The following is a 13,126-nucleotide window of genomic DNA, read 5'->3' as shown; positions in this document are numbered from 1 at the left end:
TGAGCGTTCTAGACAGCTTCGATGGATTCGTGAGAATAGTTGACCTATTTAATCGAATTCATCGAATAATTGGGCCGTTCTTTCTGGAATTTAGGCCGAAGTAGTCTTAAGTCCGACAGGCTCCTAGGGATTCTTTTCTGCAAAGTCACAAATGAATCTGGCGTTCTCGTCAGTCGTCAGGGGAATCAATTAACATGCATTCCGCAAAAAGGCCCTCTTGAAATCCGCTGGGATCAGCTCAACCCTGGTTAACCAGTTTGTTGTCTGATACAAGTCAATGGCGAGGGTAAGATAGAGTTTGTTAGTAAGAATCTGTCTGTTGGTTCTGAGTCAGGTTATACACGACTTGTCTGTGTAAGTTACGGTTCTTGAGCGAGTAATAAAAGCGACAGCTATCAGAGGTGTAATCAGACGCAATACTGAACGGAGCTTTCAGAAGTGAATAAGCATAATCAGCCTGTACGGCAATGGGTTTGAATGAGCCTTCTAAAGACAGCGGGTCAGAAACTATATGCAGGAGTTCAGGCAATACCCACACAGTATTGCCTGTTTGATTCAGGAAGCGGCTTGAATCATGTGCGACAGAGTCTGAAGGCAGTTTTCCCGTTTTACTTTCTCAAACAGTCTTTGAGCATGGGTCGAACTTTTGCTCATCATGCTTAACCACTGTTTAAGCCTGCCATCCAGGTAACGTTTGGGGTTGTTAATATAATAAGGGTGTTCCTGATCCTGGCGTTCTGGTGGGGTCACCACCTTTTCGGTAAACCGCTGGATGAGCGACAGAGAGCGTGCCCAGCGTTCTTCCTGACATGGGTTCTGCTGGCTGGCTACAATGGCAACAGGCAGATCCGGATCACGCAGTATGCCCCGACCAATCATTATGTTCTGGCAGCCGGATACCTCGCGGCAGCGGTGGGCATCTTCCACCTTGAAAATATCACCGTTGGCAATCAATGGAATGGACAGGGCTTCTCGCAACTGAACCAGCTCCTGCCAGTGAGCAGGAGGCTTGTATCCCTGAAGTTTGGTTCTGGCATGAACCACAAGAGAGCTTGCACCGGCACTTTCTATGGCCTGGGCATTTTCCAGGGCAAGGTCACTGTCCAGGTAACCCAGTCTCATCTTGGCACTGACAGGGACTTCTGCGGGAACGGCTTTACGAACGGCGGAAACAATCTCATGAATGAGTTCAGGCTCTTTCAGGAGGACCGCGCCGCCTTTATGGCGATTCACTGTTTTGGCAGGGCAGCCAAAATTCAGATCGATACCCAGTGCCCCGAGTCTGGCAGCTTTGGCAGCGTTGTAGGCCAGCATTTCAGGATTATTGCCCAGAAACTGGATGTGGACGGGTGTCCCGCTGCGGGTGCGACAATCGTGTTTTAGTTCCGGACAAATCCTGTGAAAGGTTTGTGTTGGCAGTCGGGTGTCAGTGATACGAATAAACTCGGTTACACATAAATCAATGCCACCTGCTTCTGTCAACAGTTCTCGCAGCAGGTAGTCTACGACTCCTTCCATGGGGGCCAGGGTTATAGTGCTCATGAATGAATAAGGTATCGCTATTGGACAAACGCGACAATTTAACAGAATTTCATGGACCTACAAGTCGTAACTTCTGAAGGCAGGAGGAGCAAAAGTATGCATTTTTATTACAGACAGACATAGACTCCGCATATAGTTTACACGGACGTTTAAATGAGGTGGCTGACTGTTTAGGGTAGGGCTTGTTGAGTGCTCATTTTCATGATCTTCGCCGGAAGGCAGAAATTGTTCTGGAAACTGGGCGCATTTCGTAAATTGCTTATTTTTCCCTGACAGGGTAGATTTGCGGGGCGATGCCTCTGGATACGAAGAAACGCTGCTCGACCAAGTTATTCTGGGTGAGTTACTATTTATTTTATGTGAAATAAAATTCATTTTTTAAGCTTGAAGTGTGCGTTATAGAAGCGGCAGAACTTTGCTTCGGGGGGAGGAAAGGTTTTGTCGTGTAAGGCCAGAGATGTATTCGGGCTTCGTTCCGGAACTGGTTTCGAGTCAACAGTCGCAGGATAAGCTTCGTTAAAAGTTGACTGGAAATTGCATTGTCAGCAATAGACATAATAAGAGCAAACTGTTTTGACCCGGTAAAAGGGGCAAAAAGGTTTAAAAGTAAACAACCGTGAGTCAGTCATATTGTTCATCATGCGGATGATATGGAAGAATTTACGGTAATAACTATAACAAAGGATCCAGCTGACTATGTCCCCATCTGATCTTTTGTCAGAAGGCCTGAGCCTGATGGCTTTTGGAATGGGCTTTGTGTTTCTGTTCCTGTCTGCCCTGGTGGTTGTCACCTCTTTGATGTCAAGGGTTATTGGACGTTACTTTCCTGACCCTGTACCTGCCAGCCCTGTTTCTGCCCGGCCCGCAGTAAGACACGGTGCCAATAAAAACGACACCGAGCTGGTGGCTGCGATTTCTGCAGCCATCCGTATGCACCGCTCCAGAGATTCTGGTGCGAAGAATACAAAAACGAATAAATAGCATTAGTTATAAAAATTAAAACCGGTTCTGGCCTGTTTGGGGGAATACGCCAATGTCTGACGTAAAACCGCTGGAAATAACGGACGTTGTTCTACGCGACGCTCACCAGTCTCTCTTCGCAACCCGTCTTCGTCTTGAAGATATGTTGCCCATCGCTGAAAAGCTCGACCAGGTTGGTTACTGGTCATTGGAAACCTGGGGGGGGGCGACCTTTGATGCCTGTATTCGCTTTTTGGGTGAAGACCCCTGGGAGCGTCTGAGAGCTCTGAAAAAAGCTATGCCCAATACCCGTCAGCAAATGCTGCTCAGGGGGCAGAACCTGCTGGGATACCGTCATTATGCCGATGACGTAGTGGACAAGTTTGTTGAGCGTGCTGTTGCCAATGGTATGGATGTATTTCGTGTCTTTGACGCCATGAATGATCCGAGAAACCTGGCTCAGGCCATGACCGCAGTGAAGCGTGAAGGGGCTCATGCCCAGGGTACCATTTCTTATACGACCAGCCCTGTACACACCAAAGAAAACTGGATCGATCTGGCCAAGCAGATTGAAGACATGGGAGCCGACTCACTTTGTATTAAAGATATGTCGGGTATTATTTCTCCGACGGATGCCTTTGATCTGGTCACCAGGCTGAAGAAAGAAACCGACTTTGAAATTCAGTTGCACTGCCATGCAACCTCCGGTCTCTCATCCATGTCAATTCTGAAAGCTATTGAAGCGGGCATTGACCGTGTGGATACGGCCATCTCTTCCATGTCCAGTACATACGGACATACGCCCACAGAGGCGGTTGTGGCTGCTCTGGCTGGAACCGAAAGAGCAACCGGCCTTGATCTGAATAAGCTGGAAGAAGTGGCTGCTTACTTTCGCGATGTGCGGAAGAAATACGCCAAGTTTGAAGGTGCTCTGAAAGGCGTCGATGCTCGTATTCTTGTGGCTCAGGTTCCGGGTGGCATGCTGACCAACATGGAAAATCAGCTAAAAGAGCAAGGTGCCAGCGACAAGTTTGATGATGTTTTGCAGGAAATTCCCAGAGTCAGAGAAGACCTCGGTTATATTCCTCTCGTCACGCCGACCTCCCAGATTGTGGGTACTCAGGCGGTGTTGAATGTTCTTACGGGCGAACGCTACAAGAGCATCTCGAAAGAAACTCAGGGTATTCTGAAAGGTGAATATGGCGCTGCGCCTGCGCCATTTAATGCCCAGCTGCAGAACCGGGTTCTGGATGGTGCTGAACCAGTCACCTGTCGCCCGGCTGATCTTCTTGAATCTGAAATGGACAAACTCTCGACTGAGCTAAAGGGTATTGCCAAGGAAAAAGCAATCACTCTGGCTGAGCAGACGGTTGATGATGTTCTCACTTATGCCTTGTTTCCGCAGGTAGGTCTGAAATTCCTGGAAAACCGTGGCAATCCTGATGCCTTTGAGCCTGCGCCTGGTAATGAGCCTGCACCCGTTGAACAGGCAGCGGCTCCTGCGGCTGGCGATAGCGGTGTTTATACCGTCAAGGTTAACGGCAACAGCTATGTGGTAGAGGTTAATGAGGGAGGTGATGTGACCTCTGTTAATCAAACCTCTGTTATCAGTGCCGCTGCTGTGTCTGATACCCCTGCCGGTGATGGAGAGCCTTTGCCTGCGCCATTGGCTGGGAATATCTGGAAGGTGCATGTTTCTCCCGGTCAGGTGGTACAGGAAGGTGATGTATTGCTGATTCTGGAAGCAATGAAAATGGAGACCGAAGTTCGTGCACCCAGTGGAGGAACTATCTCTTCCGTAGGGGTTCGTGAAGGCGACAGTGTTGCTGTAGGCGATACTCTGCTGGCCATTGCCTGATAAGGAGCGAAGTTATGGATAAGCTTCTTAACCTGTGGCACGGGTCTGGCTTGTACAACATGACCGGTGGCCAGCTGATCATGATTCTGGTGTGTCTGGGATTGCTTTATCTGGCTATTCGAAAGGAATTTGAGCCGTTGCTGTTGGTCCCGATCGGCTTTGGTGGGTTGCTGGCTAATATTCCTGAGGCAGGTCTGGCCTATTCAGCGGTAGAAATAGCTGTTCACCAGGCAAAGCCGGAAGTCATGGAGGTGATTTCCAGTCTGTTGGGATCACAAGGGCTAGCGGGTAAGGAATTGCTGGCTGCGTATGCTGCAGCAGGCAGTGCGATACAAATGTCTATTGATGGTGTGGTCTCGGATGCAGGCTATATCAACGGTGTTTTGTATCAGTTTTACTCTGTCGCCATTGGCAGTGGTATTGCACCTCTGCTGATCTTTATGGGCGTGGGGGCTATGACAGATTTTGGCCCCCTGCTGGCCAATCCTAAAACGTTGTTCCTGGGTGCCGCTGCACAGTTTGGTATCTTTGCCACCGTTCTGGGTGCTGTGCTGCTGAACATGACAGGCGTCATGGACTTCAGCCTGTCAGATGCTGCGGCGATTGGCATTATTGGTGGAGCTGATGGTCCCACGGCTATCTACGTATCCAGTGTACTGGCTCCCCATCTACTGGGTGCTATTGCCGTAGCGGCATACTCCTATATGGCGTTGGTCCCGTTGATTCAGCCTCCTATTATGCGAGCATTGACCACCGAAGAAGAGCGCAAGATCGTTATGACTCAGCTTCGGACCGTCAGTAAGACAGAAAAAATTGTCTTTCCTATGTTGTTGCTGGTTCTGGTTGCGTTGCTGCTACCCGATGCGGCTCCGCTATTAGGAATGTTCTGTTTTGGTAACTTGCTGAAGGAGTGTGGTGTTGTTGAGCGATTGTCTGATACTGCTCAGAATGCGCTGATCAATATAGTCACCATCTTCCTGGGCCTGTCTGTAGGTTCCAAGTTGGTAGCGGATAAGTTCCTGCAAACGGAAACTCTGGGTATTCTGTCACTGGGTGTCATCGCCTTTGGTATTGGTACCGCAACTGGCGTGATTATGGCCAAGCTGATGAATAAGGTCAGCAAGAACAAGGTGAACCCCTTGATTGGTTCTGCAGGTGTTTCTGCAGTGCCTATGGCTGCCAGAGTATCAAACAAGATGGGCCTGGAAGCCAATCCACAGAACTTCCTGTTGATGCATGCAATGGGGCCGAATGTGGCTGGTGTTATAGGTTCAGCGGTTGCAGCGGGTGTTATGATCAAGTATCTCAGCTGATTAGTAGTCCCGTTCAGGTATAACTGGAGCAGTAGTTTCAGTTATACCGACCTCTTTTCTCCCACATACTGTCTGCTTTTTATTCAATTCCCGCCTTTTTCAGTCACTTGCATGGATACTGTTTGACAGCCACTGTGTCAGCAGTTACATATTCCAGTCATCTTTCTGTCAGTATCGGAATATTCTTTATGGAATATAAAACACATGTCGTTCCAGTGAAAAAGTGCATTGCACTGGTTGCTCACGATAAAAAGAAGGAAGAGTTGGTGGAGTGGGCCATGCGTCATCGTGATGAGTTGGCCAATCATCAGTTATTTGCCACTGGCACAACGGGCAGCCTTCTTGAGAAAAAGCTCTCTCTGCCTATAAAAAAGTTCATCAGTGGACCTCTGGGAGGAGACCAGCAAATAGGTGCTTTGATCTCTGAGAGCAAATTGGATCTGCTGGTGTTCTTCTGGGATCCCTTTGAGTCCCAGCCCCATGATCCTGACGTAAAAGCCCTGTTGAGAATTGCAGCCGTTTGGAATATTCCAGTGGCCTGTAACCAGAGTTCAGCTGAATTTATCTTTTCTTCAGCGATGATGGGACAAAGTCACGAAAGAAAAATACCGGATTATGAGCATTATCTGAAATCCAGACCCTTCTGAAAAATTCAACCTGCTCTAATAGAACTGCCGATGAATGAAATGGCTTTTCTTCTCCTTATGAAGAAAGGCTGTTTCATAGACAAACAAGATTCACACACCAGTGCCGGAAATGTTTCCTGATTTCTCGGGAGTAATTCCTGTAGGAGTCGTTATGGGTGGCTGTGGATGGTTTTTAAGTGTGATTTAAATCTCTTTCCCGATAGGTCAGGAAGAAATAAACCTGTTTATGAGCAGGTCTAATACAGTTTTAATAAGTTCAGGGTTTTACAAAACAGGATTCAAAAAAAACTGCCCGAAAAAACCTTACGGACAGTCAATTTATGATGTAATTCCGGGAAGCAGTTAGCCTTTATAAGCTGGCTGAATCTACGCTCTCGTAACCTATGGCAGGCTCATAGTGACGACGTTTTTTATAGGTCACTTTCGGCGAGTGAGATGCTTTGTGTTCTTCAATGATACTTTGGCACTCAATAGGTTTTTGAGGGGTCGTTCTGATTGAATAATTCTGATGTCGATGACTTTGATTTAATGATGGTCTGGGTGGTTCTGGTTGGAATTCAAGCTCGTCATCTTGGAAATGACTGGCTTCGGTGGACAGTGATTCCACATCCTGACCTTCCGATTCCTGCATGTTTAACCGCATTCTATAAGGGTGGCCGTAGCCTCTTCTTCTGCGGGGTTTATGCGATTTTGGCTCAGGTGGTTTCAAACCAGTGAATTGTTCATAAACAGTGGCGTAAATGTATTTGCTCATTACTGCCTCCAAAGGAGATTCATCCCGGAAATTAAATTGTTTATTTATGAGACGATGGTATTAAATCTCAATTAATGCATGTATAGGTAACAATACCTAAATAAAAAAGGCAGTACCTAGTAACTTGAAATGGAGTGTTAGGTCGTCTTATTAACGATACATAATTCATGGCTATGATTGATTTGACGCTTCTTTATGGCGCATTAATGTTTGGAGGCAATGATAGCAGTCGATTATTTTTGAGGTTGCTTATTTAAATAATATTTTTGCATGTTGAAAAATTGTTAATAACTATTTTATTAATTTGGAATTAATGATGGGGCTTTTTAAAAAATAACGGGCTGTTAAGTTGATTTGATTATATGTCTTCAATCTTTATATATGCATAAATTTTAGAGGTTATCTTGCTTGCTCGGGTTTGTTTCTATTTGGATCTTGTTGTTACTTTTTGATGGGTATTTTTTCTGTAAGATTGTGCTACCTTGCCAGTCATCAAGAGGTTTGTGGTCGTATAATTGTTTATCCGGCCAGATAAAATTAGTTAAGTGTCTTAATAGGTATTGGTCACAATAGTAGAAATCAATTAGTTAATATATTTTGTAACTCATCGAACGACAGTTTTCATCGGGCAGAAAAGCGGTCATGCTGACACTGCGATGCAAGGTAACTGGTATTATACCGAGTGGTCGAGATCGGTTTTTGACACAGCTCAACACTCATGCATCTTTCCTTTCTGCTTCGTCAGGTATTTTTTGCCGTGAAAATGCACCTTATGAAGGTTCTATAGTTATTTTCATGGTTCGGGTGGTTCGGCATCTCATGAGCTAAGTTTTGCTCTCGTGACGGATTTATGGTGAAAAATTTATCGTCCAGAGGTTGACGAAAAATGGTTTGAACCACCCATGGCTGTTTATTTTCTGGTGTGACGATTCTTTAGTTACATCAAACACTTCATCACAGATTTTCAACCACGAGGAGCTGCTATCCATGAGCACTCAAGCCAAAGAACTCCCTGCAGGTTGGGCAGGATTTGCCCAGGGTGACTGGACCGAGAGCGTCAATGTTCGGGACTTCATCCAGAAAAACTATTCCCCATATGAAGGTGGTGACGATTTTCTCGCCGATGCCACTGAAGCCACCAGTCGTCTCTGGGACGATGTCATGGAAGGGATCAAGGAAGAAAACAGAACTCATGCTCCGATCGACTTCGATCATGACCTGCCTTCTACTATTACTTCACACGAAGCCGGATACATTCAGAAAGATCTGGAAAAAATTGTCGGTTTGCAGACAGATAAGCCACTGAAGCGGGCACTGATCGCCAATGGCGGCATCCGTATGGTGGAAACTTCCTGTGAAGTTTATGGGAAGCAGCTGGACCCCATGGTGAAGAAAATCTTCACGGAGTACCGTAAAACTCATAATGCGGGTGTATTTGACGTTTACACGCCTTCCATTCGTAACTGTCGTAAGTCCGGTGTTATCACCGGTCTGCCAGATGCTTATGGTCGTGGTCGTATTATTGGTGATTACCGTCGTATAGCTCTTTACGGTATTGATCGTCTGATTGCGGACAAAAAAGTACAGCATGGTGAACTGGATTCTGTTCTGGAATCTGGCGAGAACCTTGAACAGACCATTCAGCTGCGTGAAGAAATCATGGAGCAGATTCGTGCCCTGATGCAGATGAAAGAGATGGCAGTCAGCTATGGCTGTGACATCAGTCAGCCTGCTACATCTGCTCAGGAAGCGGTTCAGTGGACTTACTTTGGTTACCTGGCTGCCGTTAAATCCCAGAACGGTGCGGCAATGTCTCTGGGTCGAACCGCCTCTTTCCTGGATGTTTATATCCAGCGTGATCTGGATTCTGGCAAAATCACTGAATCCGATGCCCAGGAAATGATCGACCACTTCGTCATGAAGTTGCGTATGGTCCGATTCCTGCGTACTCCGGACTACGATGAGCTGTTCTCAGGTGATCCTATCTGGGCGACAGAGTCTATTGGTGGTATGGGTCTGGATGGTCGTACGCTGGTCACCAAGAACAGCTTCCGTTTCCTTCACACTCTGTACACTATGGGTCCTTCTCCAGAGCCTAACATTACGGTGCTCTGGTCTGAGTCTCTGCCACAGGGCTTTAAGGAGTTCTGTGCCAAGGTGTCCATCGATACCAGCTCAATCCAGTACGAGAACGATGATCTGATGCGTCCCGATATGGACAGTGATGATTACGCCATAGCCTGCTGTGTATCCCCAATGATTGTGGGTAAACAAATGCAGTTCTTTGGTGCTCGTGCCAACCTGGCGAAAACGTTGCTGTATGCCATCAACGGTGGTGTTGATGAGAAGCTGAAGGCTCAGATTGGTCCAAAGGTTGCGCCTATCACCGCTGATGTGCTCGATTTTGAGACTGTTTATGCCAGCATGGATCATTTCATGGATTGGCTGGCAACCCAGTACGTGACAGCACTGAATTCTATTCACTACATGCACGACAAGTATTCCTATGAAGCAGCCCAGCTGGCACTTCATGATCGCGATGTGGTGCGTACCATGGCAACCGGAATTGCCGGTCTGTCTGTGGCTGCCGACTCTCTTTCTGCGATCAAGTACGCCAAGGTTAAGCCGATTCGTGATGAAGACGGCCTGGCAGTGGACTTTGAGATTGAAGGCGATTATCCGAAGTTCGGTAACAACGAAGAACGTGTTGATGCTATTGCCTGTGAACTGGTAGAAACCTTCATGAAGAAGGTGGCTTCACACAGAACGTATCGTAACGCGATTCCAACTCAGTCTATCCTGACCATTACCTCCAACGTGGTTTATGGCAAGAAGACCGGTAATACGCCTGACGGTCGTCGTGCAGGTCAGCCATTTGGTCCGGGTGCTAACCCAATGCATGGGCGTGACACCAGTGGTGCAGTGGCTTCCCTGAGTTCTGTAGCCAAGCTGCCGTTCTCATATGCGAAAGACGGTATTTCTTACACCTTCTCCATTGTGCCTAAAGCTCTGGGTAAGGATGAAGACGGTCGTCGACGTAACCTGGTCGGTCTGATGGATGGTTACTTCCATCATGAGGTTGAGCGTGAAGGCGGTCAGCATCTGAACGTGAACGTATTGAATCGCGAAATGCTGGAAGATGCTGTTGAGAACCCAGACAAGTATCCTTCCCTGACCATTCGTGTGTCCGGTTATGCTGTTCGTTTTAACTCCCTGACACCGGAACAGCAGAAAGACGTCATTGCCCGCACCTTTACAGCTACTCTGTAAATCATTCGGGTTTTGAATGACCAAGGCCGGCACTATGCCGGCCTTCTTTATGTGATTTTTTTATTTTGAAAATTCAGTTAACGAGGGTTTGCAGCTATTCTCATGCTTTTGTGTGAGTCTGCATTTTCGACTTGTGGCTGTTTGAGTTGAGGTCAGTTATGGCAATTGGACGTGTTCACTCCATGGATTCATTTGGAACCGTCGATGGCCCCGGTATCCGTTACGTGGTCTTTATGCAGGGCTGCCTGATGCGGTGTCGTTATTGCCACAATCGGGACACCTGGGATCTTCGTGAAGGCGGAGAACTGAAAAGTCACGAAGAAATGTTTCGGGAAATCAAAAAAGTTAATAACTTTCTTTCTGGCGGAGTGACTGTCACTGGCGGAGAACCCATTCTGCAGGCTGAATTTGTCGCAGATCTGTTTGAAGAATGCCGCAAGGAAGGCATTCACACCTGTCTGGATACTAATGGTTTTGGCAAGCATATTAATGATGATATTATTCGTTTGTTGGACAATACCGATCTTGTGCTACTGGACATCAAGCACATGGATGAAGAAATACATCACAAGCTGACCTATGTCACCGGCAGCCATACTCAGCATTTTGCTCAATACCTGGCAGAGATCAACAAGCCTGTCTGGATTCGTTATGTCGTTGTTGATGGTTATACCGTCGATCCTCAATACGCCCGTATGCTGGCTGAATTCATTAAGCCCATGAAAAACGTTGAGAAGGTTGAGATTCTGCCTTATCACAGTCTGGGTGTGCACAAGTGGGATTTCCTAAACGACACTTATGAGCTGGAAAAAGTGACCCCTCCTACTCAGGAGCAGTTGGATCTGATCCGGGATGAGTTTACTTCAAGAGGCGTTGCGGCAGCATATTAATTGCACCATATGAACAGAAGCTATAGCTAATTCTGCCAGCTTTCAATTTGCTCTATTGAAGGCTGGGAGTAAATGTAAATTTTTCCTGTGTGCAAACGTTGCATTGGCTATTATCTGATGCCAAGTCCGACTTTAATGGCGCAGCTGTATGGCGAATGCAACTTTATTCAGAAGATTTCTAGTGTTTTTTTCTGTCTGTGTTCTCTGTAGTTCAGCTTCTCTCAGCTCTGCAGGGTTCTCTTATTCTGATTTTGTCACTCAGCTGCCTCATCCTACAGATTCCAGTAAAGTTCGATATATGGTTCAGCTCCCGGATGGGATGACCCATTTAGCGCTCAACAATCAGTTGCCACCAGGCTTTCAGTGTCAGACCAGTGGGCAGCCACAAAATGGTATGCAATGCTTCCCTTCCACCCTATATCCAAACCAGATTGTTTTTGATGTTAATGCGGATGTAGATCCTGCTTTTATAGAAGGATTTTTTAATGAAGCGGAGAATAACCAGCCTCTTCATACCATTCAGATGGATGCCAATCAACTGAATCAAGTGATACAACAGTTGGTTACGGCCACATTGTTGCAGCAACTTCAGACTAATCCTCAGACAACTCAGGCTGCAACAAGCACTCAAGTTGTGGCAGGTGTTGATATTAAGGCGCTTTCCGAGTCCCTGGCTCAACAGCTTCGGACTCGTGGGCGAGCTATGGTGCCTGTAGGTCCAGTTGGACAGGGTGTGTGTAATGCGCCACAGAGCATTAACTATGTTGTTGCCCCTCAGTTAACCTTTGATGGCGGGGAGGATCCTGAAAAAAGGGATGCTCAGAAGAACTTTGATCAGTGCAATAAGCACTGTAAAAAGAAAATGACCTGGTATCAGCCATTTTTCCAAACAGTGGCCCACCCATGCAAATATCTTGCTCAGTTTGTTGGCTCTATGATCTATCTAGTGATTGTTCCGGGTGCATACCTGATAGCAGTTATTGTGCCAAATGTCTTTCTGACAGTTGAGGAGGCGGAAGTTTCTGTTCCTTCAGATGAGGTATTCGATGTTTTTAAAGAGATTACAGGTAATTTTACGAGGAGGCCTGAGCCTGATGAGAGGGTTAATTTGAATGGCACAGTTGTGAGCATTCGAACTGTAAGAAATGAAAATATTAGTGTATCAACAGCCAGTACCGTTGATTGGCTAATGGATGTCGTAAAGTTTATGGCAGCTTTGGTGCTGCTCAAATACCCTCATTTTGTATTAGGTCCCATTCAGGGGGTTGTTGTAGGGATCACACATTTGGGAGCTGGGGCTTTACAGAGACTCAGGCATTAATACAGGGCGGAATATACCCACCGCCTTCTTCTGAGTAACTATCCGATGCTGGCACAGTTTTCAGTGTGCTGGCTTTCGCTGACAGCTCCTGCGGGCACTAGCATAAAACCCATGTCTTTTGCTTTTCTCTGCAGACTTTTCATCACTCTGTCTTGATGCTGTTTTTCATAGTAATCCTGACCTTCATCAACATATTTACTTCCGTGCTTGAGCAGACTGTAAACCAGTCGAGCCAGCTTATGCGCTGTAGCTGTTATTGCCTTTGGCGAGCCCAGTTTGCTTCTCATTCTTCGACAATATGCACCCAGCGCACTTTTTGAATTCATCAGGGTAAAAGCGGCCATCCGGAAGGCCATTGCCGCTGCACTGGGTATACGCTTGGTTTTGCGGTTCAATACCTTCCCGCCGGATATTTTGGTACCAGGGCAAAGTCCAAGCCAAGAAGCAAAATGTTTGGCAGACCGCCAGCGCTCCATATCCAACCCGACTTCAGATAGGATCTTTAGGGCTGTACTCTCATCAATACCGTCAATATCTGTCAGGTCAACACCTGCGACCCGGTTTAGCTGTG

The 13,126-nt window shown here is 46.8% G+C and carries 10 protein-coding genes; 7 read left to right on the top strand and 3 right to left on the bottom strand.

Annotated elements, in window-relative coordinates; all coding sequences use genetic code 11:
- Positions 1–555 precede the first annotated feature (555 nt).
- Entirely contained in the window at positions 556–1,542 is a 987-nt protein-coding gene (locus ACR2PX_RS17285) for a tRNA-dihydrouridine synthase (RefSeq protein ID WP_434000606.1), read from the bottom strand.
- A gap of 696 nt (positions 1,543–2,238) precedes the next feature.
- Between ACR2PX_RS17285 and ACR2PX_RS17280 the strand changes: the two genes are divergently transcribed.
- From ACR2PX_RS17280 to ACR2PX_RS17265, 4 genes are all read left to right on the top strand, one after another.
- Complete coding sequence (locus ACR2PX_RS17280; protein ID WP_434000605.1) at positions 2,239–2,523, top strand: OadG family protein; 285 nt, start codon at positions 2,239–2,241, stop codon at positions 2,521–2,523.
- 52 nt (positions 2,524–2,575) lie between these two features.
- Positions 2,576–4,360 carry a sodium-extruding oxaloacetate decarboxylase subunit alpha gene (oadA, locus tag ACR2PX_RS17275; RefSeq protein ID WP_434000604.1) on the top strand — a complete coding sequence of 595 codons (1,785 nt, stop codon included), beginning with the start codon at positions 2,576–2,578 and terminating at the stop codon, positions 4,358–4,360.
- Between the two features lie 14 nt (positions 4,361–4,374).
- Entirely contained in the window at positions 4,375–5,673 is a 1,299-nt protein-coding gene (locus tag ACR2PX_RS17270; RefSeq protein ID WP_434000603.1) for a sodium ion-translocating decarboxylase subunit beta, read from the top strand.
- Positions 5,674–5,861: 188 nt separating this feature from the next.
- Positions 5,862–6,320: a methylglyoxal synthase gene (locus ACR2PX_RS17265; RefSeq protein ID WP_434000602.1), complete on the top strand. Its 459-nt coding sequence runs from the start codon at positions 5,862–5,864 to the stop codon at positions 6,318–6,320.
- A 349-nt stretch (positions 6,321–6,669) separates the two neighbouring features.
- Here ACR2PX_RS17265 and ACR2PX_RS17260 read toward each other — a convergent pair whose 3' ends face one another.
- Positions 6,670–7,074, bottom strand: a complete 405-nt coding sequence (locus tag ACR2PX_RS17260; RefSeq protein WP_434000601.1) for a hypothetical protein — start codon at positions 7,072–7,074, stop codon at positions 6,670–6,672.
- A gap of 987 nt (positions 7,075–8,061) precedes the next feature.
- Here ACR2PX_RS17260 and pflB point away from each other — a divergent pair.
- The 3 genes from pflB (at position 8,062) to ACR2PX_RS17245 (ending at position 12,555) form a co-directional block, all read left to right on the top strand.
- Positions 8,062–10,344, top strand: coding sequence for a formate C-acetyltransferase (gene pflB / locus ACR2PX_RS17255; RefSeq protein ID WP_434000600.1), 2,283 nt, complete (start codon positions 8,062–8,064; stop codon positions 10,342–10,344).
- Between the two features lie 158 nt (positions 10,345–10,502).
- On the top strand, positions 10,503–11,234 hold the full coding sequence (gene pflA / locus ACR2PX_RS17250) for a pyruvate formate-lyase-activating protein (RefSeq protein WP_434000599.1): 732 nt from the start codon (positions 10,503–10,505) through the stop codon (positions 11,232–11,234).
- A 298-nt stretch (positions 11,235–11,532) separates the two neighbouring features.
- Positions 11,533–12,555 (top strand): hypothetical protein, encoded by a 1,023-nt coding sequence (locus ACR2PX_RS17245; RefSeq protein WP_434000598.1) that lies wholly within the window; start codon positions 11,533–11,535, stop codon positions 12,553–12,555.
- 38 nt (positions 12,556–12,593) lie between these two features.
- Here the strand turns inward: ACR2PX_RS17245 and ACR2PX_RS17240 are convergent.
- Positions 12,594–13,126 (bottom strand): transposase (locus tag ACR2PX_RS17240; protein WP_434000597.1); only part of this gene is annotated, 533 nt, incomplete at its 5' end.

The sequence above is a fragment of the Endozoicomonas sp. genome, assembly GCF_051008435.1.
Lineage (GTDB): Bacteria > Pseudomonadota > Gammaproteobacteria > Pseudomonadales > Endozoicomonadaceae > Endozoicomonas_A.
Note: the sequence above shows the minus strand (reverse complement) of the source record. Positions and strands in the feature narration are given on the sequence as shown.

Excerpts from the sequence above, each read along its gene's own strand:
- ACR2PX_RS17285 (WP_434000606.1), bottom strand. The coding sequence starts at position 1,542 with ATGAGCACTATAACCCTGGCCCCCATGGAAGGAGTCGTAGACTACCTG.
- ACR2PX_RS17280 (WP_434000605.1), top strand. The coding sequence starts at position 2,239 with ATGTCCCCATCTGATCTTTTGTCAGAAGGCCTGAGCCTGATGGCTTTT.
- oadA (WP_434000604.1), top strand. The coding sequence starts at position 2,576 with ATGTCTGACGTAAAACCGCTGGAAATAACGGACGTTGTTCTACGCGAC.
- ACR2PX_RS17270 (WP_434000603.1), top strand. The coding sequence starts at position 4,375 with ATGGATAAGCTTCTTAACCTGTGGCACGGGTCTGGCTTGTACAACATG.
- ACR2PX_RS17265 (WP_434000602.1), top strand. The coding sequence starts at position 5,862 with ATGGAATATAAAACACATGTCGTTCCAGTGAAAAAGTGCATTGCACTG.
- ACR2PX_RS17260 (WP_434000601.1), bottom strand. The coding sequence starts at position 7,074 with ATGAGCAAATACATTTACGCCACTGTTTATGAACAATTCACTGGTTTG.
- pflB (WP_434000600.1), top strand. The coding sequence starts at position 8,062 with ATGAGCACTCAAGCCAAAGAACTCCCTGCAGGTTGGGCAGGATTTGCC.
- pflA (WP_434000599.1), top strand. The coding sequence starts at position 10,503 with ATGGCAATTGGACGTGTTCACTCCATGGATTCATTTGGAACCGTCGAT.
- ACR2PX_RS17245 (WP_434000598.1), top strand. The coding sequence starts at position 11,533 with ATGGTTCAGCTCCCGGATGGGATGACCCATTTAGCGCTCAACAATCAG.